We start from the raw sequence: 25,195 nt of genomic DNA on the forward strand, positions 1-25,195 counted from the left end.
CTTGATTGCGGTATTGTACGTCTATATGGTGTTGGGTAACTGGCTGGTTATTTAGAGGGCACTCGGCATCTGCCGACGCCTGTCCAGGGCATAAACCATGAATGAGCGCCCTGGGCTCATTAGTAACCAGTTGGTGATTTAGCGACGGGGAGGTCGCTGTTTCGTCTCGTGCCGGCAGGGCCGGACGCACAATCTTTGGGAGGTTTGACATGACATTTCGTATCGGTCGCCGGCAGTTCCTGATGGGAAGCTCGGCGCTTATCGCAGCCGGCGCCGCCGGTTTCAGCCCGGCCTTCGCCCAGGGCAGCCCCCTGCGCATGATCTGGTGGGGCGGCCAGGCCCGCGCCGACCGCACGCTGGCGGTGGCGGACGCCTATGCCGACGCCAAGGGCATCACGCCGCTGGAAGGCGAATTCCTCAGCTGGAACGATTACTGGCCCAAGCTGGCGACCCAGACGGCCGGTGGCACCGCCCCCGATATCCTGCAGATGGATTATCGTTTCATCGTCGAATACGCCTCGCGCAATGCGATCGCCCCGCTCGATGAATATGTCGGCGGCGTGCTCGACCTCAGCGATTTCGACGAGGACCAGCTCGCAGGCGGCAAGGTGGACGGCAAGCTCTATGGCCTCAGCCTCGGCGCCAATTCGGTGGCCATGCTGGCCAATTCGACCGCGTTCGAAGAAGCCGGCCTTGCCGTTCCGGGCATGGACTGGACCTATGACACGCTGCGCGAACTCGGCGAGGGCTTCAAGGCCGCCAATATTCGCGGCGGCATGCGGGCCATGTCGGACGGCTCGGGCGCAGAACCTATGCTGGACAACTGGATCCGCCAGCGCGGCAAGGCGCTCTATACGCCCGAAGGCAAGCTGGGCCCCGACGCCGACGACATGGTCGAGTGGTTCACCATGTGGAACGAGTTCCGCGACGCCGGCTATATCGTGACGGCAGAGGACAACGCCCTCGATACCGGCGCACCCGAAACCTCCATGGTTGCGATGAACAAGGCGGCCCTGCTGCCGTCCAACTCCAACCAGCTGGTCATCCACCAGTCCGTCAGCAAGGACAATCTGACCATCACCTCCTATCCGCGCATCGCGGCGGGCGTGGGTGGCGGACATTATCGCAAGCCCAGCCAGTTCTGGTCCCTCGCCGGCTCCTCGCAGAACAAGGAAGCGGCTGCCGAATTCCTCAGCTTCTTCATCAACGATACCGAAGCCGGCAAGATCCTGGGCGTCGAACGCGGGATTCCCTGCTCGGCCAAGGTACGCGACGCCGTCGCTCCGACGCTGAGCCCGCAGGACCAGATCGCGCTCAATTTCGTGGCCAATCTCGGCGATCTGCTTGGACCGCTGCCGGCTTCCCCGCCGAATGCGGCCGGCGAAATCGACACGTCGCTGCTGCGTGTCCTCAGCCAGGAAGTGGCCTTCGGGGGCCGTTCCGCCGAAGACGCCGGCAAATTCTTCGTCGAAGAAGCAACTGCTATCCTCAACCGGGCGGCTGTCTGACTATGACTGTACATGCGGCAGACGCGGCCATGCACAATGCCGCATCCCGCAGGTCGATCTGGTCGAGGGCGTGGGAAAACCACGCCCCCGGCTATCTCTTCCTGCTTCCCTGGCTGATCGGCTTTATCGGCCTCACGGTCGGGCCGATGATTTCTTCCTTCTATCTCAGCTTCACCAATTTCGACCTGTTGACGCCGGCGCGCTGGGTGGGGCTCGAAAACTACCAGCGCATGTTCACCAATGACCGCAATTTTGCGGCCTCGCTGCGGGTGACGTTCACCTTCGTGCTGTTCTCGGTGCCGCTGAAGCTCGCCTTCGCGCTCGTCATCGCCATCCTGCTCAATCGGGGCATGAAGGGCCTGCCGCTTTATCGGGCGCTCTTTTACCTGCCGAGCCTGCTCGGCGCTTCGGTCGCCATCGCCATCCTCTGGCGCCAGATTTTCTCGGGCAGCGGCCTCGTCAACCAGTTCCTGGCCAATTTCGGCATTGTCGGGCCGAGCTGGATTTCCAATCCGAATTATTCGCTGTGGACGCTGATCATCCTGTCGGTCTGGCAGTTCGGTTCGCCCATGATCATCTTCCTCGCCGGGCTCAGGCAGATTCCGCAGGACATGTATGAGGCGGCAAGCCTCGATGGCGCGGGCAAGTGGCGCCAGTTCTGGAAGATCACGCTGCCGCTCCTGACCCCGGTCGTGTTCTTCAACGCCATCATCCAGACGATCAACTCGTTCCAGAGCTTTACGCCGGCCTTCATCATCTCGAACGGCACCGGCCAGCCCATCAACTCGACGCTGTTCTACGCGCTCTATCTCTACAACGAGGCGTTCAGCTTCTTCCGCATGGGCTATGCCTCCGCACTCGCCTGGTTCCTCCTGTTCCTGATCGCGTGCTTTACCGCCTTCTCGTTCCTCACCAGCAAATATTGGGTGCACTATGACGACTGATGCACACACGCTGACGGTGGTGACCGGGGCCGAGAACGACCCGGCGGCCCGCCTGCGCAAGCGCATCTTCTCGGTGCTTGCCCATGCCCTGCTGATCGGCGCCTCGATCCTGATGCTCTATCCGCTGCTCTGGCTCCTGGCGGCGTCGTTCAAGCCGGACAACCAGATATTCAACACCGGCATCTGGCCGAGCGCGGATTGGAGTCTCGACGCCTATTTCCGAGGCTGGAACGCCATGCGCGTCAGCTTCTCGGTGTTCTTCATGAACTCCTTCGTCATCGCCATCCTCAGCATTATCGGCAATCTGATGGCCTGCTCGATGGCGGCCTATGCCTTTGCGCGCATGGAATTCAAGTTCAAGAATTTCTGGTTCGCCATGATGCTGATGACGCTGATGCTGCCCAGCCAGGTCACCATCATCCCGCAATATGTGCTGTTCCGCGATCTGGGCTGGATCAACACCATCCTGCCACTGGTGGTGCCGAAATTCCTCGCGGTGGATGCCTTCTTCATCTTCCTGATGGTGCAGTTCTTCCGCGGTATTCCGCGCGAGCTGGACGAGGCGGCGCGCATGGACGGCGCCGGGCCCTGGCGCATCTATTGGAAGATCATGCTGCCGCTGTCGACGCCCGTGCTGGTGACGGCGGCCATCTTCACCTTCATCTGGACCTGGGACGATTTCTTCGGACCGCTCATCTTCCTCAATCGCATGCAGGACTACACGGTGACGCTGGGTCTGCGGACCTTCGTCGACTCGACCGGCGAAAGCGACTTTGGGGGCCTGTTTGCCATGAGCGTGCTCTCGATCGTGCCGATTTTCCTCTTCTTCCTCATCTTCCAGCGGTTCCTCATCGAGGGCATCGCCACCACCGGTATGAAACGCTAGACCATGACGCAGATAAAATTTGCCGCCATCGGCATCAACCACGCCCATATTTATGGGCAGGTGGATTGCCTCAAACGCGCCGGAGCCGAGTTTGTCGGCTTTTATGCGGTGGAAGACGATCTCGCTGCCGCATTCGGGGCGAAATATCCCGAGGCGCCGCGCGTGAGCGATCCGCGCGTGCTGCTCGAGGATGAGAGCATTGCCATCATCGTCACGGCCGCCATTCCGGGTGATCGCGCCGAAATCGCGCTCGCCGCCATGCGCCATGGCAAGGATGTGCTGACCGACAAGCCGGGCATGACCACCTTTGCCCAGCTTGACGAGATCAAGCGGGTCCAGAAGGAAACCGGCCGCATCTTCTCGGTGCTCTATTCCGAGCATTTCGAGGTGCCTGCGGCGGTGGAGGCGGGCAATCTGATTGCCGCCGGCGCCATTGGCGAAGTGGTCAATACGGTGGGGCTCGGGCCGCATTCGCTGCGGCTCAACAATCGGCCGGATTGGTTTTTCACCCGCAGCCGCTATGGCGGCATTTTGTGCGACATCGCCAGCCACCAGTTCGAGCAGTTCCTGTTCTTTGCGAACGCCATGGATGGCGAGGTGCTCTCGGCCAATGTCTATAATCGCAACCATCCGCACCGGCCGGGGCTGCAGGATGTGGGTGACGCGCATATGCGCACCGAGCGGACGACCGGCTATGTCCGGGTCGACTGGTTTACACCCGAAGGCCTGCCGACCTGGGGCGATGGGCGCCTGACGATCCTGGGGACCGAAGGCTTCATCGAGCTTCGGAAATATGTCGATATCGCCGGACGGCCGGGCGAGAACCATCTCTTCCTCGTCGACAAACAGGGCACGCGCCATATCGATTGCTCGGCTGTCGATCTGCCGTTCGGGCGTCAGTTCCTCGACGACGTGCGCAATCGCACCGAGACGGCGATGCCGCAGGAGCGGTGCTTTAACGCCATGAAGATGGCACTGACGGCGCAGGCCATGGGCGAGCAGGGTACGGAGTGGGGCCAATGAGCCGGATCTATAATGTTGCCGTGGTCGGCGGGGGTATCGGGCGCAGCCATATCGTCGAGGGCTATCTGCCCAATGCCGACAAGTTCAAGGTTGCGGCTATCTGCGACCTCAACCCCGAGCGGCTCGACAAGATCGGCGAGGAGTTCGGCATCGAGCGCCGGGTCGTCAATTTCGACGATCTGCTGGGCATGGACGATATCGACGTGATCGACGTCTGCACCCCGCCCGGCGTGCATTTTTCCATGGTGATGGCGGCGCTCAAGGCCGGCAAGCATGTGGTGTGCGAAAAGCCGCTGGTCGGCTCGCTCAAGGATGTCGACGCCGTCATGGAGGCCGAGAAGCGCTCCAGCGGCAAGCTGATGCCAGTGTTCCAGTATCGGTTTGGCGACGGCATCGAGCAGGCCAAGGCGATCATCGATGCCGGCATTGCCGGAAAGCCCTATGTCGGCACAGTTGAGACAATGTGGCGGCGCGAGGCGGCCTATTATTCCGTGCCGTGGCGCGGCAAATGGGCGACCGAGCTTGGCGGCGTGCTGATGGGCCATGCCATCCACCCGCACGACATCTTTACCTATCTGATGGGCGATATTGCCCGGGTGTTCGGGCGCGTGGCGACGCGGGTCAATGATATCGAGGTGGAAGATACGATTTCGGCCTCGCTCGAAATGAAGAGCGGCGCGCTGGCGAGCCTCACGGCAACGCTGGGCTCGGCCGACGAGATCAGCCGCATTCGCCTGTCATTCGAAAACGTCACCTTCGAGAGCGATCACGCGCCTTATAATCCGGGCAACAAGCCCTGGAAAATATTGCCGCGCAATGACGAGACGGCGGCGAAAATCGAGGCGCTGCTGGCCAATTGGACCCATGTGCCCTCGCGCTTCCAGACCCAGATGGCGCGCTTTTATGATGCGCTAAACGGCGATGGGGAACTGCCGGTGACCTCGGCGGACTCGCGCCGCTCGCTGGAATTGGTGACCGCATTCTATCATTCTTCGACCACCCACCAGGATGTGGCCCTGCCGCTCGGGGCCGATCATCCGCTCTATCAGAGCTGGGTGCCGGCCGCATTCCGGCAAAGCTAGGAGACCGACATGGCGACCAGTATCGAGCTGAGAAAACTTGAAAAGGCCTATGGCGAAATCCAGGTCATCCACGGGGTGGACCTCACCATCGAGCCCGGCGATTTCACCGTGTTCGTCGGACCATCGGGCTGCGGGAAATCGACTCTCCTGCGCATGATCGCCGGCCTCGAGCCGATCACCGGCGGCGATCTGCTGATCGACGGGCAGCGCATGAACGACGTGCCGGCGGCCAAGCGCGGCATCGCCATGGTGTTCCAGTCCTATGCCCTATATCCGCATATGTCGGTCTACCAAAACCTCGCCTTTGGCCTCGAAACGGCGAAAATGCCCAAGGCCGAGATCGAGGTGCGCGTGCAGCGCGCCGCGGAAATTCTCAAAATCGAGCCGTTGCTGAAGCGCAAGCCAAAGCAGCTTTCCGGCGGGCAGCGCCAGCGCGTCGCCATCGGCCGCGCGATCGTGCGCGAACCCAAGATCTTCCTCTTTGACGAGCCGCTGTCCAATCTCGATGCGGAACTGCGCGTCGCCATGCGCGTCGAGATCGCCAAGCTGCACAATGATCTTGGGAACACCATGATCTATGTGACGCACGACCAGGTCGAAGCCATGACCATGGCGGACAAGATCGTGGTGCTGCGGGCAGGGGTCATCGAACAGGCCGGCGCGCCGCTCGAGCTCTACAACAATCCGAAAAACCTCTTCGTGGCTGGCTTCATCGGTTCGCCGAAGATGAACTTCCTTAGCGTGACCGAAGCCAATGGGGAGCTCAACACTGCCGGCAATGCGCTGTCTCTGGGCCGTCCGTCGAGCGGCGCCGCAACGCTGGGTATACGACCGGAGCACATTACCATCACCGAGGGTTCGGGGGTGAAATTTGCCGATGTGCGCGTCGACCTCGTCGAAAACCTCGGTGGCCAGACCGTGGTCTACGCCACGACCAATGACGGGCAGGGGCTCAATATCGTGCTCGAAGGCCAGCGGCAGGTCGAGCTGGGCTCGACCGTCTCGGCCTATCTCGATCCGGCCAAGGCCCATATCTTCAACGCCGAGGGCCTCGCCATCCGGTAAAATCGCCTGGTCCCCAGGATAGCGGCCGGTCGCAATTGTGATCCTTCGTTCGTCGTGCTCATGGTGGGACGAACGGAGGATTTTTCATGCCCCAGGTGATTTCGCGCGACGGCACCCATATCGGCTATGAGCGGCAGGGCAGCGGACCGCTGGTCATCCTCGTGGGCGGAGCGACGCAATATCGAGCCGTCGACATGCGCACGCCGAACATGGTGCAGGCGCTGGCGAGCGATTTTACCGTCGTCACCTTTGACCGGCGCGGGCGCGGCGAATCCAATGACACATGGCCCTACGCGGTGGAGCGCGAAGTGGAAGACATCGCCGCGCTGATGGATGCAATGGGGGGCGAGGCCTATCTGTTCGGCATGTCCTCGGGCGCGGTGCTGGCGCTGGAGGCGGCGGCGATTCTGCCTCGCGCGGTCAAGGCCCTGGCGCTTTATGAGCCGCCTATCGATCCCGCGCGCAGCGCTGCCAGCTATCAGCAGGACCATGCAGAGATGGCCGAACTCGCCGCCGAAGGGAAGGGCCGGGAGATGATGAGCAATTTCCTCGGCTCCGTGGGCATGTCCCCCGAGGCGCTCGCGGGCTTTCAACAGAGCCCGTCCTGGCCGGCCTTCGAGGCGGTGGGGCTGACCATCGAGCATGATTATCGCATTCTCGCCGATGCGCGGCAGGGCGATACGCCGCCGGAGCGCTGGCAGAACGCCATCATGCCGGTGCTGGTCATCGACGGAGACAAGAGTTTTCCATTCATGGCGGCGGGCGCGGATTGGGTGGCCTCGGGGCTCCACAATGGGCAGCGGATCACGCTGGCCGACCAGAGCCATGATGTCGATCCACTGGTGCTGGCGCCGCTGCTCAATGTGTTTTTCCAGATGGGCAGCGTGGTGGTGCACTGAGGGGATTACCCCCCACCCGGCCTCCCCCTGGTAGGGGCAGGAGCAGGGCGGTGGCTCTCCGGCTCTTTGCCAAACTCGATCTGTCCCCCCCTTCTTCAGGGGGAGGCTAGGTGGGGGTATGCTTCAGCACCGCGCTAGCCTCGGGCGCGGCCGAGGGCCACTCCCAGCGCGCTATCTATCAAATTCGGGGCTTTCAGGCTGGCCCTCGGGTCAGGCCCGAGGGAAGGACGGTATTCTGGGCGGGCTGTGTGCCAATGCAGGTTTAGCTATTGCCGCTAGATCTGTGGCTCTCAACCCCCACCCGGCCTCCCCCTGAAGAAGGGGGAGGAGAAGGGCGGTGGCTCTCAAGCGGCTTGCCAAACTCGATGGGTCCCTCCCCCTTCTTCAGGGGGAGGCTAGGTGGGGGTTTTTAGCCGACCGGCTTGGTCTTTAAATAATCGAGCACCATCTGGACCGCATGGGCTTCGCGTTCCTGGACCATGCCGACGCTGGTCAAATCGCGTTCGAAGATGACCGAAAGCGTGGCGGTGTTGGAGACGTAGAAGAAGCCGAGCGCGGCGACGGAGATGTAGAGTTGGACCGGGTCGACGTCGCGGCGAAAAATGCCGGCTTCATTGCCGCGGGTGATGATGGCTTCGATCTGGCCGACGAGGGGCGAATGCAGCGCCTTGATGTCGGGCAGGGTCTTTAAGAAGCGCGCGTTCTCGATGTTTTCCGTGCCGAGGAGGCGGGTGAACCAGGGATTGGCGAGGAAGTGCCGGAAGGTGAAGCGCACCAGCCGGTCCATGGCCTGGGCGGGATCGTATTGGTCGAGGCTCAGCGCCCGTTCGCCCTTGCGGATCTCCTGATAGGCGTCGAGCAGAACCGCCCGGTAGAGATCCTCCTTATTGCCGAAGTAATGATAGAGCAGGCGCTTATTGGCGCCTGCCCGTTCGGCGATGGCGTCCACCCGCGCCCCTTCAAATCCGCGATCGGCAAATTCCACGCGCCCGGCGGCAAGGATCGAGGCCTTGGTCTTGACCGAATTGCGCGGTCGCCGCGTCGCGGCGTCAACCGCGCGCTTGGGCCCGGCCGCCACGGGTGAAGAGGGCTCTGACACGCTTGGATACCGCCGGAATGGACATCAGGATGGTGAGGACGATGACAAGGCAGATAACAGCACTGATCGGCCTGGTAAAGAACGGGGTCGGATCGCCATTGGTCAGCATCAGCCCGCGCCGCAGATTGAGGTCGAGGAGATCGCCCAGGACAATGCCGAGGACTAGCGGGGCCATGGGGTATTTCATCTCGCGCAGGATGAAGCCGACAATGCCGAAGGCGAGCATGACATAGACGTCGAACATGCGCTGGGTGATGGCAAAGGAGCCGACGACGCAGAGCACATAGATCACCGCCATCAGCCGTTCGCGCGGCACGGTCAGCACCTTGATGAAGAGCTTTGTCAGCGACAGGCCGAAGATGAGATTGGCGAGGGTCGCCAGCAACAGCATGGCCACGACCTGGTAGAGGAAGGCCGGATTTTCGACCATCAGCATGGGACCGGGGCGGATGCCGTGGATCATCATGGCGGCAATCAGGACGGCTGCGGCGGCCGAACCGGGCAGGGCAAGGGTGAGGGTCGGGATCATGGCGGCCGACACCACGGCGTTATCGCCGGTTTCTGCGGCGATCAGGCCCTCCTGGCTGCCCTTGCCGAACTCTTCGGGGTTTTTGGAAAGTTTCTTGGCTGCCGCATAAGAGCTCCATGAGCCCACGTCTTCGCCGACGCCGGGGATGATGCCGACAAAGGTGCCGATCAGCCCGGAGCGCAGGATGGTCTTCCAATAGCGGAAGATTTCCTTGAGGCGCGGCACCACGCGGTCCTCGACAGAGGCGATATGGGGGATTGCGGTGCGCTTCATGGTGGAGAGGATTTCGGCCAGGCCGAAGGCGCCGACCATGGCCGGAATGATATCGATGCCGCCGCCGAGACCCTGGATGCCGAAGGTGAAGCGCTGGTGGGCGTGGAGCGTCTCCATGCCGATCATGGCGACCATCAGGCCCAGAATGCCGGCGATATAGCCTTTCAGCGGCGTATCGGTGCCGCTCATCTGGCCGGAAATGACGACGCCGAAGAGCGCCAGCCAGAAAAATTCATAGGAGCCGAATTTGAGCGCCGCTTCGGAGAGGACCGGGGCGATGATGGCGAGAAAGAAAATGCCGACCAGCGTGCCAAGGGTGGACGAGGTGGTGGCAAGGCCCATGGCGAGCCCGGCCTTGCCCTGTTGCGCCAGCGGATGGCCATCGAGCGTGGCCGCGGCATTGGCCGGCGTGCCGGGGATGTTGAGCAGGATGGCCGTGCGGCTGCCGCCATAGATGGCGCCGAGATAAACGCACATCAGGGTCAGGATCGCCTGGTCGGGGGCCATCTTGTAGGTGAGGGTGACCAAGAGGGCGACGCCCATGGTGGCGGTGAGCCCGGGCAGGATGCCGATGGTGACGCCGAGGAGGGTAGCCCAGGCGACGTTGAAGAGCCCAGCCGGCGTGAGGAAATGGGCGACGCCCTGGCCGAGGAGGATGAGGCCGTCAAACATGGGCGCGCTCCGGGCAGAGGAGTGGGGTCACCCCCTCCCAGCCTCCCCCTTCAAGGGGGAGGTGCCGATTTGTGGTTTTGGCGTCAATCGTGCCCCTGCCTCCGGCCAGACACCCTCCCCCTTGAGGGGAGGGGTGGGGAGGGGGGATGCGAGCCACAGAGGGACTGAAACTGGTCATGGACATCCTCATGGCAGGCGCACGAGGAAGATGCGCTCGAAGACGAAATAGACGCCGAGCCCGCCGATAAGGGCGACGATGGCGGCCCAGATGAGCGTGCGGACCAGCGAGCCGGGGTGATCGGCCAAAACGGTCTCGAAGAGGGTGGTGAAAGTGAAGATGAAGAGGCTCGAGGCCAGCCAGAAGGGCAGGTTGCCGACCAGCAGCAACGTATAGACGAGCGCTAGGCCGAGCGCAGCGATAACGCGGATGGCGCTCCAGGACACAAGCGTGCGCGCAAGGGTCGCGCCGCTGCCGCGCTGGTCGAGGCGGGATGAGCGGAAAAACAGCAGCGAGCCGCAAAGGGTGAGGGCACAGCCCAGGATCAGCGGCACGAGGCCGGGAATGGTGGCGGGGTGAATGCGCCTGACTTCGAGGCGATCCATGGTCCAGGAGGCGTAGACGATCGCCAGGCCAAGGGCGACCAGCACAATTGAGGTTATGAGATCGGCGCGGACGCGCATGGCATCTTCGGTGGAGGCAGGATGGGTCATGACGGCAGAGGGACTTTCATCGTCAGAACGGGGCGGCGGCCGGGAGGGACCGCCACCCCAGGGCTTTACTGCGCGCCGACTTCCGTGCGGGTGGCGCAGTCGATGCCGATGGTGGAGGGATCATTGACCGCCTCGCCGCGTTCGACGGCGTCGCAGGCTTCGAGGATCACGACCGGCATGGCCAGGGCGCGGGCTTCGGCGCCATAGGATGGGGCAAAGACCGCGCCGAAGGTTTCGGCATAGGTCTTGATCGCCTCGGAGGTCGAAATTTTTTCGGCCCAGATCTTGTCGAGCGTAGCCACGACTTCCTCGGGCACGCCGGTGGGCACGAAAATGCCGAAATAATCGGGCGCCAGTTCCATGTCGGGCAGCCAATTGGTGATTGGCGGGATCGGATCCGCGCCATCGAGGACCAGCGGTTGGTTGGAGAGGACGGCCAGGGCGCGGAGGCGCTTGCCGCGGATCAGCTCCGTCTGCTCGACGGCCAATTGGGTGGTGACCATGGCTTCGCCCGAGGCGGTGGCGATGGCCGCGGGGCCGCCGCCGTCATAGGTGATCATGTTGTAGTCAAAGCCGTCGGCGGCGCCGGAGAGCGCGGCGATGGCGGTGCCACCGGACGAGGTGATGCCCGCCGTGGCGACGGTGACGGAATTGCCGCGCGTCTTGAAGGCTTCCAGCAACTGGCCGAAATCGGTGAATTCACTGTCGGCGGGGACGGAGACCACGGGCACGTTGGCGACGGAGAGATAGATGTGCCAATCGCCGATGTCGGTGTCTTCGAGCAGGCCCGTCACCGCATAGGTGGCATTATTGGCGATGGCATTGGCGGTCCAGGTGTAGCCGTCGCGCGGGGCGTTGAGCACTTCCTGGGTGCCGATGGCGCCGGATGCGCCGGGCTGGTTGACCACCACCACTTCGACCCCAAGCGCCTCGGCGAGGATGGGCGCGGTGACGCGCGTCACCTGGTCGGTGGAGCCGCCCGCGCCCCAGGGCACGATCAGATTGATCGGGCGATCCGGCTTCCAGTCCTGAGCGAAAGTCAAAGAAGTCCCGAGCACCAGGAGCGAAGCTCCCATTGCCAGGACGCCATGCAATTTCTGCAATCGTCCATCCTCCCAAAATGTGGCTTGGGGCCGATTTTTGTGGCCCTCGAGTGTCGAACTTGCGATTGCGTTTGAACGCTGTCAAGCCTGAAGTAACCGTGCGGTGATTTTGTGTTCGCTACGGGCGAGGGCAAAAATACCGGTTTGCCGGGGTTAAATCGATGCTAACAGTTTCGGGTGGGACGATCATGGGTCGTCGCGGTGGGCTTGGCTTGGGGGACAGGAATTGGAGATCGATATTGGCCGCTACGCCATCATGGCAGCGGCGCTGGCGGCCGGGGCTGTGGTCAAGGGCGCGACCGGAATGGGGCTGCCGCTGATCGCGTTGCCGGTGCTGGCTTCGACGCTGGGGCTGCAGCATGCAGTGGGCATCATGGTCGTGGTGCAGATCGTTACCAACAGCCTGCAGACCTGGCAGTTCCGGGCGGCGTCGCGGAGCGATGCGACCCGCTTCCTGCCGCTCTTTCTCGTGGGCGGGGCTATCGGCGTGCTGGCGGGGACATGGCTGCTGACGAACCTCCCCGAGCGGGTGCTGATCCTGGCGCTCGGCCTGCTGATGATTGGCTATTTCGTACTGAAACTGACCAAGCCGCACCTCGTTGTGGGGCCGGTGGCGGCGCGACGCTATGGCCCGATAGCGGGGCTGGGGAGCGGGGTGCTGCAAGGGGCAACCGGCATTTCGGCGCCCATCGGCGTGACCTTCATCCATGCCATGGGGCTGGGGCGCGACGCGCATCTCTACGCCGTATCGGCCATGTTCCTGGTGCTCGGCATCGTCCAGCTTCCGGCGCTGATTGTCTCCGGCGTGATGCAGCCGATCTGGGTGGTGGAGGCGCTGTTTGCGCTCGTTCCGATCATGATGTTCATGCCGGTTGGACAGGCGCTGGCAGGACGGCTCAGCCGGCAGGCCTTCGATCGGATGATCCTCGTCTTCCTCGGACTTGTCGGCCTCAAAATGGTGCTTGGCCTCTAGCCTACCCACCAAATGCCTGATGCTGCGGGCTTGACGCGTCCGGGCCATTATGGCTAGGAAGTAACCAACCAGTTACAACATTTGCGGCCTGGGGAGGGCAATATGGCGGAACAACGGATTGGCATCATCATGCACGGGGTCACCGGGCGCATGGGGTACAATCAGCATCTGGTGCGGTCGATCCTCGCCATACGGGATCAGGGCGGCATCGCGCTCGCCAATGGCGACCGGCTGGTGGTCGACCCGATCATCGTCGGCCGGGACGCCGACAAGATCGAGCGGCTGGCCAAAAAGCACAATATTGCCCGCTGGGGCAGCGATCTCGACGCGGCGCTGGCCAATCCCGATGACACGGTGTTCTTCGATGCTGGCACAACGCTGATGCGCGCGGGGCTGCTGGAAAAGGCGCTCGCTGCCGGCAAGCATGTCTATTGCGAAAAGCCGACTTCGGATGATTTGGAAGTTGCGCTCAACCTCGCCAGGACGGCCCGCGCCTCCGGCCTCAAGCACGGCGTCGTGCAGGACAAGCTGTTCCTGCCGGGCCTGCAGAAGATCAAGATGCTGAAGGACTCGGGCTTTTTCGGCGACATCCTCTCGGTGCGCGGCGAGTTCGGCTATTGGGTTTTTGAGGGCGACTGGCAGAAGGCGCAGCGCCCGAGCTGGAATTATCGCAAGGCCGATGGCGGCGGCATCATCCTCGATATGCTGTGCCACTGGCGCTATGTGCTCGACAATCTGTTCGGCGAGGTGAAGGCGGTGTCGTGCCTCGGTGCGACGCATATTCCCGAGCGTGTCGACGAGAATGGCAAGCGCTTCAAGGCCGATACGGATGATGCGGCCTATGCCACGTTCGAGCTTGAAGGCGGGATTGTTGCGCAGATCAATTCGAGCTGGACGACGCGCGTACGCCGCGACGACCTCGTGACTTTCCATGTCGATGGCACGCATGGCTCGGCCGTGGCGGGGCTGCACAAATGCTGGACCCAGCACCGGGTCAACACGCCAAAGCCGGTGTGGAACCCGGACCAGCCGCAGACGATGAATTTCTTCAACGATTGGGAAGAGGTTCCGGACAATTGGCCGTCCGATAACGGGTTCAAGGCGCAGTGGGAGATGTTCCTCCGCCACGTCGCCGAGGACGCGCCCTGGGAATATGGGCTTGAAGCGGGCGCCAAGGGCGTGCAGCTGGCCGAGCTCGGCCTCAAGAGCTGGGCCGAACGGCGCTGGCTCGATGTGCCGAAGCTGGAGTTTTGATCCGCAGTCCCCCTCACCCGCCCTTCGGGCCTTCGTCTGCCGCTATCGCTCCACTGGAGCGCCAGCTTGCGCCTTGAAGTCTCCCACGAGGGGAGAGGGGGACATCGAGTATTTGACGCGCACGGTGCTTCCTTCTCCCCTTGAGGGAGAAGGTGGCGCGTAGCGCCGGATGAGGGGACCCTTCCATGCCGACCATCAATCTGCCCAATCCGGATCGTTCGATCACGCCCTACACATTGAGCGGCGATCCGATCCCCTTCGTCAAATTCAAGGCGCGTGATTTTTCCCGCGTCGCCTATGCGGCGGCCCATGTGGTGGCTGATCCGTTGGCCGAGCATGATCCGTGGCTGACGCCGGCGATCGACTGGGAGACGACGCTGAAATTCCGCCATCGCCTGTGGGATCTGGGGCTTGGCGTGGCCGAGGCCATGGATACCGCCCAGCGCGGCATGGGCCTCACCTGGGCCGAGGCCAAGGAGCTGATCCGCCGGTCGCAGGCGGAGGCGCGGACGCGCGACGATGCGCTGATCGCCTATGGGGCCGGCACGGATCACCTCGCGCCGGGCCCGGACGTCACAATCGACGACATTCTGCGCGCCTATGACGAGCAGGTCGATTTCGTCGAAGGCGAGGGGGGCCGGGTGATCCTGATGGCCAGCCGGGCGCTGGCGGCTGCGGCCAAATCACCCGATGATTATGCGCGGGTCTATGGCCATGTGCTGAGTAATGTGAAGCAGCCCGTGATCCTCCATTGGCTGGGCGAAATGTTCGATCCGGCGCTGCAGGGCTATTGGGGCAATATCGATCACGACGCGGCCATGGATGTGTGCCTTGACGTCATTGCGGCCAATGCCGACAAGGTCGACGGCATCAAGATTTCCCTGCTTTCGGCGGAAAAGGAAATCGCCATGCGCCGGCGCCTGCCGGCCAATGTGAAGATGTATACGGGCGACGATTTCAACTATGCCGAGCTGATTGCGGGCGACGATCAGGGTTTTTCGCACGCGCTGCTGGGTATTTTCGACGCCATCGCGCCGGCTGCCTCGGCGGGGCTGGCCGCGCTTGGGCGCGGGAACAATAATGAGTTTTTCGAGCTGCTCGAACCCACCGTGCCGTTGAGCCGGCATATCTTTGCCGCGCCGACCCGGTTCTACAAGACGGGGGTGGTGTTCCTCGCCTATCTCAATGGGCTGCAGGACCATTTCGCCATGATTGGCGGTCAGCAATCGACGCGTTCCGTGCAACATCTGGCCGAACTGTTCCGTCTCGCCGACAAGGCGCGGGTGCTTGCCGATCCGGAGCTGGCAACAGCGCGGATGCGCGATGTGCTGGCGGTGCATGGGGTGAGGGCATGAGCGTCACGGCCAGCCACCTCCGCGATGTCATTCCCGCGAACGCGGGAACCTCCGTTTCAATTCCCCACCTTGGTAACAGGGGTTCCCGCTTTCGCGGGAATGACGCGGTGGGAGGAAATGAACTGATGGGGGGAGACAAAATATGAGCGAGCGCAAAATTTCCCTCAATCTGGCGACGACGCGCCAGCAATGGGGTTTTGCCGAGGCGGTGGATGGGTGCCTGCGCGCCGGGATCACCGCCATTTCGCCCTGGCGCGACCAGATTGCCGCCATCGGGCTCGACGAGGCGGCGCGGATCGTGCGCGAAAACAAGCTGCAGGTGACCGGTGTCTGCCGCGGCGGCATGTTCCCCGCCGAGACGGCCGAGGGACGCCAAAAGCAGATCGACGACAATCTGCGGGCCATCGATGAGGCGGCGGCGCTCAATGCCGATTGCCTTGTGCTGGTCGTGGGTGGGCTACCGGGATCTTCGAAGGATTTGCCCGGCGCCAGGCAGATGGTGACCGATGGCATTGCCGCCATGCTGCCGCATGCCAAGGCGTCAGGGGTGAAAATCGCCATCGAGCCGCTGCATCCGATGTATGCGGCGGATCGGGCCTGCGTGAACACGATCGATCAGGCGCTCGATATCTGCGAGATGCTGGGCGAGACGGTGGGCGTTGCCATCGACGTCTATCATGTGTGGTGGGACCCGAATTTGGCGCAGGCGATTGCGAGGGCCGGGCGGATGAAGCGGATTTTTGCGCACCATATCTGCGACTGGCTGGTGCCGACCAAAGATATGCTGCTCGATCGCGGCATGATGGGCGATGGGGTCATCGATTTGCCGGCGATCCGCAAGATGATCGAGGATGCGGGCTTTTACGGGCCGCAGGAAGTGGAGATCTTCAGCCAGGACAATTGGTGGAAGCGGTCGGGCGATGAGGTGCTGGCGGTGATCAAGGACCGTGTCGCGACGGTCTGCTGAGGCCAGATAAGAAAAAACCCCGGGTCCTGCCCGGGGTTCTTTTTTTGGTAGAGCATTTCACCGCGTCGTTGAAGCGATGAAGTCACTCTAATTCCTTGTTCTGTCGCGTTTCCGAACCGGAAAAGTGGTGTCCACTTTTCCTGGAAACGCTCTAGACGCGGTTATAGGCCAGCGTCTGGCAAAGGATGCCGACGCGGCAACCCTCGATTTCGATCGTATCAGGGCCCGTCTGGGTGATGGTGGCATCGGCGCTGAGCCCGCCTGCCGCAATCGCACCCTTCCACTGGTTGGGCGCGCTCTGGGCGGCCTGCATGATCTGGGTGCCGACAAAGGCGAGGTTTTCTTCGGTCGCAGAATCACCCATGAGGACATCGAGCACGCCGCAAAGATCGGTGCCGCTCTCGCCGCAGAGGCTGAATGTGAATGTGGTGCCGTATTCGTCGACGAAGGTGCCGGCGGGATTAGGTGCCGCCTGCTCGGCGCCCGGTGCTGCTTCCGTAACGGCTTCCTGGGCCATGACCGGGGCCACAAGACCTGCACAGAGGGCCCCGATGGCAAAGAGATAATTCGTATTTCGCATGGTTTCTCCACGCGACGACGCCCGCCCAACGCAGTCGCTTTTTCATTGTTGACGGAGAGGTAACGGGCCGACGCGGCCACGGTTGCACCCAATCGACATTGTGAGCGTCGAGCGGGCTTCACCGTTTCGTGGAATGGGAAAGTTGGTCAACGGGCCTTGTCCGGCCGTAATGCCGGACAAGAGGGCGCATTTTGGCGACTGGAGAAGGGTTTTAGCGCTCGAAGGTCGCGGCCACTTCGATATGGGTCGAGAAGGCGAATTGATCGACGGCGACGAGGTCGCGCATGGCAAAACCGGCCTTGACCAATATGGCGGCGTCGCGGGCAAAGCTGGCGGGGTCGCAGGCGATCATCACCACCTTCCGGACCTTGGAGAGAGCAATCTCCCTGACCTGGGCCAGGGCGCCGGCGCGGGGTGGGTCGAGCACGACGACGTCGAAATTGAACTCGAACTGGGTCATCGGATCGCGGAACAAATCGCGCGCCCTGCTGGTGATGGCCTTGAGGCCCTTGGCGTGGCGGGCCGCCTTGTCCATCGCCTGGAGGGCCGCCTTGTCGCTGTCGACGGCAAAGACCGGGCTCTTTTCCGCGAGGCGCAGGGCAAAGGGCCCCATGCCGCAGAAGAGGTCGGCCACCAGCTTGGCCTTGCCAACAGCCGTGACGACATAATCGGCCAGCGCCGCTTCGGCTTGGGCGGTCGCCTGCAGGAAGCTGCCGATGGGGATTTCCACCTGGGCGCGCCCCATGGTGATATTGGGCGTCTGGCGCTGGAACATCATCTGGCCGTCGAAGGAGAGGCGCGTGACGGGCAGTCTTGCCGCCAGGGCGATGAGCTTTTCGCCCTTGATGCCTTTCCTGGCATTGCGCACCGCTACGTCGATGCCGGCATCGCTGGCGGTGAAGCTGACATCGCAGTCCCCGATTGCCCCGCCAATGGCGCGGGCGATGTCGGGCGCCCGGGCGAGCGCGGGCACGAGAATGGGGCAGGCTTCGATGTCGAGAAGGTCATGGCTGCGCAGGCGCATATAGCCGGCCGCATCCTTGCGGGCATGGAGCGTGGCGCGCCGCCGTCCGGCGCCCGCTGCATCGATGAAGCGGCTGACGCTGGCGTCGAGACCCGCCTGGCGCAGCGGGTTTTCGACGAGGCCGATCGTGAAGGCACGGTAGAGCTCAGGGCCGAGATGCTGGATCTGGCAGCCGCCACAGGCGCCAAAATAGGGGCAAAAAGGCTCCACCCGCTCTGGCGAAGGCTCGACTATGTCGATCAGCGTGCCGCGCTCGCCCTCGGCCGAGATCACGACGGTTTCGCCCGGCAGGGCCAGGGGCACGAAAACGCGCTTGTCCTCGATAAGGGCGATGCCCTCGCCCTTATGGCCGAGGCTCGAAATCGTAATGGTGTGGGTCATGAGGGTCCGGGGCTTGCTGTCCCGGACTTAGTCCATCGCTCTGCCAAGTGCAAAGCGGTTTTCGCCGCAGGCGAGAGGAGCGCGGGCTCAGGCGACCACTTTGTCGCGATCGAACTGCCCGTGCTTGCGGAAGCGCCACATATAGCTGGGCAGGATGGTGTCCATGCTGGTCGGGGTGATGCCGAAGGCCGCAAGGGTCCGATTTTCGCTGATGGCCGCCTCGGACACGACATTGTCCTTGCCCAGAAGCGCGACCTGGTCGCTGGTGATCAGCGGCTTGAAGGGCAGGAAGGACAGGATCGAGGCAAACATGCCGGCAATGCCGTTGGACAACGGCAGCAGGGGCCGCTTGCGGCCGGCCTCACGCAGGATGCGCTCGAGCAATTGCTGGTGGGTTTCCACCTCCGGGCCGCCAAGCTCGTAGACACGGCCGGTCTGGACCGTGCCGTCGAGCGCCTTGACGATCGCCTCGGCCACGTCGCCGACATAGACCGGCTGGAAGCGCGAAGTGCCTGAGATCAGCGGCATGATTGGGAACATGCGCGCCAGCGTGCCCATGAGATTGAAGAAGCCGTCGCCCTGGCCGAAAATCAGCGACGGACGAAGGATGATCGCCTCAGGGAAGGCCGCAAGGACGGCGTTTTCGCCCTCAAGCTTGGTCCTGGCATAGGCGCTGACCTTGGCTGCGGTGTCGGCGCCGAGGGCGGACATATGCACCAGCGACTTGACGCCGGCAGCCTTGGCGGCGCGCGCCACGGTGGCGGCGCCTTCGGTGTTGACGGAAGCGAATTTCTGCTTGCCCGATTCAATGCCGAGGCCAACCAGATTGACCACCATATCGGCGCCGGCGACGGCGCGCTCGACCGAGGCGGCATTGCGCAGATTGGCCTGGATGGGGACGATCTGCCCGACCGTGCCGAGCATCGTGGCCGGACCGGCCAGATCAGGACGGCGGACCGCGACGCGAATGCGATATCCCCTGGCCGCCAGCAATTGCACCACACTCGTGCCGACGAACCCCGAACCGCCGAACACGGTGACGAGCTTGGGGGAAAAGCGATCCATGACGAACTCCGAGAGGGGCGAGGCTGGCTTTGCGTTTGGCTCCGCTTCTAGCGCAGGGGGGCGGGCCGTGTCGAGTGCCGGCGGCCCGGCAATGCTGCGGGGTGACGCTTGACTCTGAAGGGTAGTTGTTCTTCTTTTGTTCAATCTATCGTGGAGGATATGACATGACAGAAGCAGCCGATTATGAGGGACAGTGCCATTGCGGCGCCGTTCGCTACACGGTTCACACCGATCTCTCAGGACTGGCCGACTGCAATTGTTCGCGCTGCCGACGGCTCGGCTGGGTGATGAAATCGGTCGAGGAGAGCGCGTTCACGCTGCACTCGGGCGAGGAGGCGCTGGTGCGCTACGGGTTCAACACCGACAAGATCGACCATCTCTTCTGCCGCAATTGCGGCATCGAATCGTTTGCGCGCGGCTCGGACGGGAGCGGGAAAACCCTTTACATGGTCAATGTTAACTGTCTCGAGCCGCCCGTAGCTGTGGATCGCAGCGCGATTAAACACTGGGATGGGGCAAACTTCTAAAATCGTTCGCTAGCCCCGTTGACATTGATCGGGGAGCCCCCTAGTTACACACCCGTCGCCCAGATGGCGGAATTGGTAGACGCGCACGGTTCAGGTCCGTGTACCGCAAGGTGTGAAGGTTCGAGTCCTTTTCTGGGCACCAATTTCTCGCAAAAGCCGCGCTCCTCATTCGAGGCAGCGCGGCTTTTGCGTTTCTGGGCCTCAGTCAGGAAACTTGAGGCAGGCCCGGCCGCTGGTGAGGTCGGTGACGAGGCGAGCGGCACTCTCCAGATCAGCCTTCGGGATTGCCAGGGACAGCGTTGCGCCGCGGTCGTGAAAGGCTGGCGCGCCGATCTGGACGCCGGCAAGTGCCGCGAGGCGGGACTGCACGAGGGCGAGGTCGGCGAAGGAGCAATCGACCAGCCCGGCAATGGTTTCGATGAGCGGCACCGTCTCGGCGCCCCGCAGGCAGATGGCCGCGGTGCCGCCATAGGCGCGCATGAGCCCGCCGCTGCCCAGCAAGATGCCCCCGAACCAGCGCGAGACGACGATGGCGACGCGGTCGATGCCTTGGCCCTCGATGGCCTGGAGGATGGGTTTTCCGGCCGTGCCGCCGGGTTCGCCATCATCGTTGAAGCGATAGTTCTGCCCCAGCCGCCAGGCCCAGCAATTGTGGCCGGCGGTGGCGTCCGAATGGGCGAGGATAAAGGCTTTCGCCTCGGCCTCATCGCCGACGGGGCCGGCATGGGCGACAAAGCGGCTCTTCTTGATCTCCTGCCTTGCCTCGGCTGGCGCAAGGAGTGTGCTCAGATTGCTCATAGGCGCTCTTTAGCACGGGCCGCGCGGCGCTGGCGTCGGTTCAGTGCGCGTTCTGGCGCGTGCGTGGGGAAAACACGGTGAGCAGCATGATCCAGCAATCGAGCAGAAGCGACCAGTTCTCCGCATAATAGAGATCGTGCAGGGTGCGACCTTCGATCTTGTCCTGGGTGGAGGTGTCGCCGCGATAGCCATTGACCTGGGCCCAGCCGGTGATGCCGGGCTTGATGCGCTGGCGCTGGGCGTAGAGCTCGAATTTGCCAGAGAGCTCGTCATCATGGGAAATGGCATGGGGGCGGGGGCCCACAAGGCTCATTTCGCCGGTGAGCACGTTGAGCAGCTGGGGCAGTTCGTCGATGCTGGTGCGGCGGATGAAGCGGCCCATCGGGGTAATGCGCGGATCGTCCGCCTGGGCCTGGCGCATGGCGCGGCCATCTTCCATGACGCGCATGGAGCGGAATTTGTAGATGTAGAAATTGCGCCCGTTAAAGCCGCGCCGCTCCTGCCGGTAAAGGGCCGGGCCGGGGCTGGTGAGCCGGATCGCAAGGGCGACGCCAAGAAAGATCGGCGACAGCAGCACAAGACCGAGGCCCGACAGGACGATATCGAAACTGCGCTTGAGCAGGCGCGCCGTGTCATCGAGCGGTGTGCTGAGCACGCGCAGCGAATTGACCGCGCCAAGCGGGACAATATCGACCAGATTGATCTTGCTGCCTGTCGCCACGGCGCGGGGATAGAGCAGGACGTTGAGGTCGAAGGGCCGGCATGGGGCCACGAGCTCGCCGACGGCCTGCAGATTGTCGAGATCGGCCACCAAGAGGACGTGCTGGCATTTCTTGTCGACGCAATTGCGCGCGAAGCTGGCAACCACTTCGCTGGGGGGCAGGGTGCCGCCAATGCCCTCGGGCAATGTCAGGCTGGTCACGACCTGGCCGCCCTGCTGCCAGATCCGGGGGTCGCTGCGCAGCTGGGTAACGGCGGCTTCATCGCCGATAATGCCGATGCGTTCGACCTGCAATTGGCCGCGCGACAGCATTTTTGCCAATTGGCCGTAGAGCGTGGCGCGCAGAATGGTCAGCAAGACGGGTGTGATGAAGACCCAGACCCAGAATGTGCGGCCCCAGACCAGATTCCATCGCGACGCGGCGAGGGCAACCAGAAACGCCATGGCCGCCGCCACCGGCCAGCTGAGCACGGCATGCAGCAGATAGGGCTGGCGCAGATCGGCATAGCCGACGAATTTGCGCGCCGCACGGGCCGCGAGGACGCCGTAGATTACCCCCGCCGTGGCCGCCACGGCCATGACGACCAGCGCATCGTGCGCATAGGACAACATCAAGCTGAGTGCCGCGGCCGCGAGGCCTTCAAAAGCGCCGATGCCATTTCCCAGCGTCGCCCGCCCCGGCATCCGGAAGCGCCTTCGACGCCTTAGGTCGGCAGGTCGTAAAGTGATGGTCATACCTAGCGTTGTGCCGAGTCTGGAGGGCCCTGATGAACTGTTAGCATCTTTTGTGCAGCTGGCGGAGCGCCGGCTGAAATCTGTGTTAACGCTTCCCGTTGTAGAAGGCGCAAAAAGGAAACGCCAAGACGCCAAATATGAGTGGAGCGGTATCGCCGGATCCTGCAGGGTAACCCCTGAAGGCGCTCATTTTCTTGATTGTTGCTTTCTTCAGTTGATTGCGGGCAACAATTTGCAGATCGCAACGGGCCGCGGAACAGGTGGGCGAATGAAAGCTCTCGAAAAGGTCGAACTCCTGACTTTGTCCTATCGCGGCGACTACGAGGTTTGTCGTCTGCTCTGCGAAAGTGTCGACCGCTTCGTGCCGGCGGATATCGAGCATCGGCTCGCCGTGCCCCGGGCCGATCTCGACCTGTTCGCTTCCCTCGCCAATAGCCGGCGCAGGTTGATTGCCCAGGAGGATTTGCTGCCGAACTGGTTCGTGCCGGTGCCACGATGGCTGGTGCGGCTCGTGCGGCTGCGCCGAAACCTCTACCTGACCCCGTTCAGCCTGCCCGTGCGCGGCTGGATCGCCCAGCAGATCATGAAAATTTCTGCTGCGGCAGAAAGTGACGCCGATGTGCTCGTCCATGTCGATAGTGACAACGCCTTCGTTCGCCCCTTCTCACGGGACAGCCTTTTCAAGGGCGGTTCCGTCCGGCTCTACCGGGATCCCGTCCCGAGTGGCCTGGCCAGTCATCAAAGCTGGCAGCGCGCGGCCGGGCGCTTGCTGGGTCTGCCCGACACTGGGTTTCATGGGGGCGAATATATCGATCCGCTCGTGACCTGGCGGCCCGATGTCGCCCGTGGCCTTGTGCGCAGGATAGAGGAAATATCGGGGCGCAATTGGGTCGCGACCCTCGCGCGGACGCAGCATTTTGCCGAATATGTTCTCTACGGCGTCTATGCAGACAAGATCCTGGGTTTGGACGCGGCCGGCCATGTGCCGGAAACCCAGTCCCTCTCCCATCCGATGTGGAGCGGCAGTTTCGAGAACGACGACGCCATTGACGCTTTCGTCGATGCGCTCGAGCCGCAGCATGCCGCGTGCCTTATCCAATCCACACTGGCTGAAAGTATCGAGCGGCGGCGGGAGGTGTTCGAGAGGGTGACCGGGATGGCCGAGCGGCAGGACAGGAAGCGTTCCGATGCATGAGTTCCATGCGCGCTGGAACCGGCGGATTACGGCGCGCCTGCCTGTAAAGCCAAAGTTCAATCGCCACCGGGCCCCTATGGCGAGCATCAGTTTCGATGATTTTCCGCGCTCGGCATGGATTGAAGGCGGGCCGATATTGCGCCGCCATGGGGTCCGCGCGACCTATTATACCGTGGGCGGTTTCGCCGATGGCACCTTCGAAGGGGTCGAGCAATATCGCATTGAGGATCTGGCGGAGGCGGCCGATGAGGGCCACGAAATTGCCTCGCACAGTTTCGAGCACAATCGCGTCTATGACCTCAGCAATCCGGCGATTGTCGCGGGCGAGGCCGAGAATGCGCGCTTTTTCTCGGCGCATCTGCCCAGCATGCCGATTACCAGCTTTGCCTATCCCTATGGGGAAGTGTCTCCGCGTACCAAAATGCTCTATGGCCGGCTCTATCCGACCGCGCGCGGCATCAGGCGAGGCGTCAATGGACGCTGGTTCGATGCGGCGCAGCTCAAGGCCGTTAGTCTCGAGATCAAGTCCTGGACCAGCGGCGCCATCGAAGAAATCATCGGCCAGACCATCGCCGAGAACGCCTGGCTCATCTTCTTTACCCATGATGTCACGGCCAATCCTACGCCCTATGGGGTGCGCCCCGACATGCTGGAGCATGCGATCACGACGCTGAAGGCGGGGGGCGTCGAAATCCTGCCCGTCGCCGAGGCCTATGCCCGGACGCAGGCGGGCTGAGACATTTCCTCGGAGGATCTTGCCAGGGCGTTTCAGGCCTTCTGGACACGCGCTTCGCGCGCCTCCTGCAGGTAAAGCGGCCTCATGTCCGCGAAGGACAGCTTGCCCGAGATCGAGGCGCGCCGGTAGCGAATGGCCGCGCGCTCGGCTTCATCCTGCCCGGGGCGCACTTGCCGGGGCAGAAGCAAGATCAGCTGGATGAGGGCGATCGCGCGCTGTCTCCACCGTGCCAAAGCGGGCCATTTGCTGTTTCGGGACACGGCAAGCGCATAGGACTGCCCCCCGGCGAAGTGACGCTTTTCCAGATAGTCGGGGTCGTAGCGGGAAACCGGCACGAATTCGGTGACCCTGGCGGCCGCAATCCAGCCGAAACGCAGGCCCCGCTGCTGCAGCCGGCAGATGAAATCGCTGTCCTCGCCGCCGCTATTGCCGAAAGCGGGATCGAACGGGGCCGGGTCGGTCAGCGCCCTGCTGCGCCGAAATATCGAATTGCCGCTTCCCAGGGCAATATTCCGCGTTTGTCTTGGGCCCATGGCGTAGAGCTCGTGTCCGTCCGGGGCATCGAGGGTGCGGGAGAAGAGCTTTTCGATGGTTGGATCGGCTTGTTCAGGGCATTCGTGGAGCGCCACGACGGGGCCGAAAAAGGCGTCGTATGGTTGCGTTGCCAGCGCCCTGGCCACCGCTTCCAGCCAACCCGGATCAAGTTGCTGGTCATCGTCGATAAAGGCGATGAATTCGGATCGGGCGGCCGCGATACCCGCATTGCGCGCAATCGAGATATTGGCGGGATGCGCAGACAGGGCCGAGAGCGGCCAGGGCATGGCGCTGCGCATGTCCTCGACCCGCTGCAGCGCATTGCCGTCATCGCTATTGTCGACGACGAGAATGGAGAGGTTTACGCCGCCCGGATCGCGGAGCGCCGCGATGCTCTCCAGCGTCTTGGCCAGGAGCGCATTGCGGTTGTAGGTGCAGATCACGATCGTCAGATCGAGAGGGCTTTGATCGCTCAACGGCTTGTCTCCACATGACCGGGCGCCACCCTCGCGCGGAAGGCATGATGCTCTGTGAAGAAAAACGACGGGTTTGTCTG

The 25,195-nt window shown here is 63.0% G+C and carries 24 protein-coding genes and 1 tRNA gene; 15 read left to right on the forward strand and 10 right to left on the reverse strand.

Annotated elements, in window-relative coordinates:
* Positions 1-209 precede the first annotated feature (209 nt).
* The 7 genes from N0P34_RS01970 to N0P34_RS02000 all read left to right on the forward strand — a co-directional run bounded on the left by N0P34_RS01970 (position 210) and on the right by N0P34_RS02000 (position 7,407).
* Positions 210-1,508 carry an ABC transporter substrate-binding protein gene (locus N0P34_RS01970; RefSeq protein WP_275605352.1) on the forward strand — a complete coding sequence of 433 codons (1,299 nt, stop codon included), beginning with the start codon at positions 210-212 and terminating at the stop codon, positions 1,506-1,508.
* 29 nt (positions 1,509-1,537) lie between these two features.
* Positions 1,538-2,452, forward strand: a complete 915-nt coding sequence (locus tag N0P34_RS01975) for a sugar ABC transporter permease (protein ID WP_275607055.1) — start codon at positions 1,538-1,540, stop codon at positions 2,450-2,452.
* Between the two features lie 112 nt (positions 2,453-2,564).
* Positions 2,565-3,338 (forward strand): carbohydrate ABC transporter permease, encoded by a 774-nt coding sequence (locus tag N0P34_RS01980; RefSeq protein WP_275607056.1) that lies wholly within the window; start codon positions 2,565-2,567, stop codon positions 3,336-3,338.
* A 3-nt stretch (positions 3,339-3,341) separates the two neighbouring features.
* Positions 3,342-4,361: a Gfo/Idh/MocA family oxidoreductase gene (locus N0P34_RS01985; RefSeq protein WP_275605353.1), complete on the forward strand. Its 1,020-nt coding sequence runs from the start codon at positions 3,342-3,344 to the stop codon at positions 4,359-4,361.
* Positions 4,358-5,443: a Gfo/Idh/MocA family oxidoreductase gene (locus N0P34_RS01990; protein ID WP_275605354.1), complete on the forward strand. Its 1,086-nt coding sequence runs from the start codon at positions 4,358-4,360 to the stop codon at positions 5,441-5,443. The genes N0P34_RS01985 and N0P34_RS01990 overlap by 4 nt, the downstream gene beginning before the upstream one ends.
* Positions 5,444-5,452: 9 nt before the next feature.
* On the forward strand, positions 5,453-6,508 hold the full coding sequence (gene ugpC, locus N0P34_RS01995; RefSeq protein ID WP_275605355.1) for a sn-glycerol-3-phosphate ABC transporter ATP-binding protein UgpC: 1,056 nt from the start codon (positions 5,453-5,455) through the stop codon (positions 6,506-6,508).
* A gap of 86 nt (positions 6,509-6,594) precedes the next feature.
* Positions 6,595-7,407, forward strand: a complete 813-nt coding sequence (locus N0P34_RS02000) for an alpha/beta hydrolase (protein ID WP_275605356.1) — start codon at positions 6,595-6,597, stop codon at positions 7,405-7,407.
* Positions 7,408-7,816: 409 nt separating this feature from the next.
* Here the strand turns inward: N0P34_RS02000 and N0P34_RS02005 are convergent, their stop codons facing one another.
* From N0P34_RS02005 to N0P34_RS02020, 4 genes are all read right to left on the reverse strand, one after another.
* A complete protein-coding gene (locus N0P34_RS02005) occupies positions 7,817-8,506 on the reverse strand; it encodes a TetR/AcrR family transcriptional regulator (protein WP_275605357.1) in 690 nt (229 codons plus the stop codon).
* Positions 8,457-9,980 carry a tripartite tricarboxylate transporter permease gene (locus N0P34_RS02010; protein WP_275605358.1) on the reverse strand — a complete coding sequence of 508 codons (1,524 nt, stop codon included), beginning with the start codon at positions 9,978-9,980 and terminating at the stop codon, positions 8,457-8,459. The genes N0P34_RS02005 and N0P34_RS02010 overlap by 50 nt, the downstream gene beginning before the upstream one ends.
* Positions 9,981-10,166: 186 nt before the next feature.
* Positions 10,167-10,691 carry a tripartite tricarboxylate transporter TctB family protein gene (locus tag N0P34_RS02015; RefSeq protein ID WP_275605359.1) on the reverse strand — a complete coding sequence of 175 codons (525 nt, stop codon included), beginning with the start codon at positions 10,689-10,691 and terminating at the stop codon, positions 10,167-10,169.
* Positions 10,692-10,756: 65 nt separating this feature from the next.
* Positions 10,757-11,734, reverse strand: coding sequence for a tripartite tricarboxylate transporter substrate binding protein (locus N0P34_RS02020; RefSeq protein WP_275605360.1), 978 nt, complete (start codon positions 11,732-11,734; stop codon positions 10,757-10,759).
* 286 nt (positions 11,735-12,020) lie between these two features.
* Here N0P34_RS02020 and N0P34_RS02025 point away from each other — a divergent pair, with 286 nt between their 5' ends.
* From N0P34_RS02025 to N0P34_RS02040, 4 genes are all read left to right on the forward strand, one after another.
* Positions 12,021-12,767, forward strand: coding sequence for a sulfite exporter TauE/SafE family protein (locus N0P34_RS02025; RefSeq protein ID WP_275605361.1), 747 nt, complete (start codon positions 12,021-12,023; stop codon positions 12,765-12,767).
* 102 nt (positions 12,768-12,869) lie between these two features.
* Entirely contained in the window at positions 12,870-14,021 is a 1,152-nt protein-coding gene (locus N0P34_RS02030; RefSeq protein ID WP_275605362.1) for a Gfo/Idh/MocA family oxidoreductase, read from the forward strand.
* A gap of 185 nt (positions 14,022-14,206) precedes the next feature.
* Positions 14,207-15,376 (forward strand): dihydrodipicolinate synthase family protein, encoded by a 1,170-nt coding sequence (locus tag N0P34_RS02035; RefSeq protein WP_275605363.1) that lies wholly within the window; start codon positions 14,207-14,209, stop codon positions 15,374-15,376.
* Positions 15,377-15,518: 142 nt separating this feature from the next.
* Positions 15,519-16,343, forward strand: a complete 825-nt coding sequence (locus N0P34_RS02040; protein ID WP_275605364.1) for a sugar phosphate isomerase/epimerase family protein — start codon at positions 15,519-15,521, stop codon at positions 16,341-16,343.
* 151 nt (positions 16,344-16,494) lie between these two features.
* On the opposite strand, the gene N0P34_RS02045 is transcribed toward N0P34_RS02040, so the two are convergent.
* The 3 genes from N0P34_RS02045 to N0P34_RS02055 form a co-directional block, all read right to left on the reverse strand.
* Complete coding sequence (locus N0P34_RS02045) at positions 16,495-16,923, reverse strand: hypothetical protein (protein WP_275605365.1); 429 nt, start codon at positions 16,921-16,923, stop codon at positions 16,495-16,497.
* Between the two features lie 211 nt (positions 16,924-17,134).
* The gene (locus tag N0P34_RS02050) at positions 17,135-18,328 is read right to left on the reverse strand and encodes a methyltransferase (protein WP_275605366.1); all 1,194 of its coding nucleotides are present in this window, start codon (positions 18,326-18,328) and stop codon (positions 17,135-17,137) included.
* A gap of 87 nt (positions 18,329-18,415) precedes the next feature.
* The gene (locus N0P34_RS02055) at positions 18,416-19,393 is read right to left on the reverse strand and encodes a complex I NDUFA9 subunit family protein (protein WP_275605367.1); all 978 of its coding nucleotides are present in this window, start codon (positions 19,391-19,393) and stop codon (positions 18,416-18,418) included.
* Positions 19,394-19,557: 164 nt separating this feature from the next.
* On the opposite strand from N0P34_RS02055, the gene N0P34_RS02060 reads away from it, so the two are divergent.
* Positions 19,558-19,920, forward strand: a complete 363-nt coding sequence (locus tag N0P34_RS02060) for a GFA family protein (RefSeq protein ID WP_275605368.1) — start codon at positions 19,558-19,560, stop codon at positions 19,918-19,920.
* A gap of 57 nt (positions 19,921-19,977) precedes the next feature.
* Positions 19,978-20,062, forward strand: a tRNA-Leu gene (locus N0P34_RS02065).
* 59 nt (positions 20,063-20,121) lie between these two features.
* Here the strand turns inward: N0P34_RS02065 and N0P34_RS02070 are convergent.
* Together N0P34_RS02070 and N0P34_RS02075 are read right to left on the reverse strand one after the other, a co-directional pair.
* A complete protein-coding gene (locus N0P34_RS02070) occupies positions 20,122-20,718 on the reverse strand; it encodes a YigZ family protein (RefSeq protein ID WP_275605369.1) in 597 nt (198 codons plus the stop codon).
* 40 nt (positions 20,719-20,758) lie between these two features.
* Positions 20,759-22,123, reverse strand: coding sequence for an exopolysaccharide biosynthesis polyprenyl glycosylphosphotransferase (locus N0P34_RS02075; RefSeq protein WP_275605370.1), 1,365 nt, complete (start codon positions 22,121-22,123; stop codon positions 20,759-20,761).
* 319 nt (positions 22,124-22,442) lie between these two features.
* Between N0P34_RS02075 and N0P34_RS02080 the strand changes: the two genes are divergently transcribed.
* A complete protein-coding gene (locus N0P34_RS02080; protein WP_275605371.1) occupies positions 22,443-23,369 on the forward strand; it encodes a DUF6492 family protein in 927 nt (308 codons plus the stop codon).
* The gene (locus N0P34_RS02085; protein ID WP_275605372.1) at positions 23,362-24,105 is read left to right on the forward strand and encodes a polysaccharide deacetylase family protein; all 744 of its coding nucleotides are present in this window, start codon (positions 23,362-23,364) and stop codon (positions 24,103-24,105) included. The genes N0P34_RS02080 and N0P34_RS02085 overlap by 8 nt, the downstream gene beginning before the upstream one ends.
* Positions 24,106-24,137: 32 nt before the next feature.
* On the opposite strand, the gene N0P34_RS02090 is transcribed toward N0P34_RS02085, so the two are convergent.
* Positions 24,138-25,115: a glycosyltransferase family 2 protein gene (locus N0P34_RS02090; protein WP_275605373.1), complete on the reverse strand. Its 978-nt coding sequence runs from the start codon at positions 25,113-25,115 to the stop codon at positions 24,138-24,140.
* Between the last annotated feature and the right edge of the window lie 80 nt (positions 25,116-25,195).

The sequence above is a fragment of the Devosia sp. FJ2-5-3 genome (assembly GCF_029201545.1).
Classification (GTDB): domain Bacteria; phylum Pseudomonadota; class Alphaproteobacteria; order Rhizobiales; family Devosiaceae; genus Devosia.

Coding starts and splice junctions, on each gene's coding strand:
- N0P34_RS02060 (WP_275605368.1), top strand. CDS start 19,558: ATGACAGAAGCAGCCGATTATGAGGGACAGTGCCATTGCGGCGCCGTT.
- N0P34_RS02045 (WP_275605365.1), bottom strand. CDS start 16,923: ATGCGAAATACGAATTATCTCTTTGCCATCGGGGCCCTCTGTGCAGGT.
- N0P34_RS01980 (WP_275607056.1), top strand. CDS start 2,565: ATGCTCTATCCGCTGCTCTGGCTCCTGGCGGCGTCGTTCAAGCCGGAC.
- N0P34_RS02055 (WP_275605367.1), bottom strand. CDS start 19,393: ATGGATCGCTTTTCCCCCAAGCTCGTCACCGTGTTCGGCGGTTCGGGG.
- N0P34_RS02085 (WP_275605372.1), top strand. CDS start 23,362: ATGCATGAGTTCCATGCGCGCTGGAACCGGCGGATTACGGCGCGCCTG.
- N0P34_RS01970 (WP_275605352.1), top strand. CDS start 210: ATGACATTTCGTATCGGTCGCCGGCAGTTCCTGATGGGAAGCTCGGCG.
- N0P34_RS02050 (WP_275605366.1), bottom strand. CDS start 18,328: ATGACCCACACCATTACGATTTCGAGCCTCGGCCATAAGGGCGAGGGC.
- N0P34_RS02000 (WP_275605356.1), top strand. CDS start 6,595: ATGCCCCAGGTGATTTCGCGCGACGGCACCCATATCGGCTATGAGCGG.
- N0P34_RS02075 (WP_275605370.1), bottom strand. CDS start 22,123: ATGCCGGGGCGGGCGACGCTGGGAAATGGCATCGGCGCTTTTGAAGGC.
- N0P34_RS02030 (WP_275605362.1), top strand. CDS start 12,870: ATGGCGGAACAACGGATTGGCATCATCATGCACGGGGTCACCGGGCGC.
- N0P34_RS02010 (WP_275605358.1), bottom strand. CDS start 9,980: ATGTTTGACGGCCTCATCCTCCTCGGCCAGGGCGTCGCCCATTTCCTC.
- N0P34_RS02080 (WP_275605371.1), top strand. CDS start 22,443: ATGAAAGCTCTCGAAAAGGTCGAACTCCTGACTTTGTCCTATCGCGGC.
- N0P34_RS02015 (WP_275605359.1), bottom strand. CDS start 10,691: ATGACCCATCCTGCCTCCACCGAAGATGCCATGCGCGTCCGCGCCGAT.
- N0P34_RS02070 (WP_275605369.1), bottom strand. CDS start 20,718: ATGAGCAATCTGAGCACACTCCTTGCGCCAGCCGAGGCAAGGCAGGAG.
- N0P34_RS02035 (WP_275605363.1), top strand. CDS start 14,207: ATGCCGACCATCAATCTGCCCAATCCGGATCGTTCGATCACGCCCTAC.
- N0P34_RS01975 (WP_275607055.1), top strand. CDS start 1,538: ATGCACAATGCCGCATCCCGCAGGTCGATCTGGTCGAGGGCGTGGGAA.
- ugpC (WP_275605355.1), top strand. CDS start 5,453: ATGGCGACCAGTATCGAGCTGAGAAAACTTGAAAAGGCCTATGGCGAA.
- N0P34_RS01985 (WP_275605353.1), top strand. CDS start 3,342: ATGACGCAGATAAAATTTGCCGCCATCGGCATCAACCACGCCCATATT.
- N0P34_RS01990 (WP_275605354.1), top strand. CDS start 4,358: ATGAGCCGGATCTATAATGTTGCCGTGGTCGGCGGGGGTATCGGGCGC.
- N0P34_RS02040 (WP_275605364.1), top strand. CDS start 15,519: ATGAGCGAGCGCAAAATTTCCCTCAATCTGGCGACGACGCGCCAGCAA.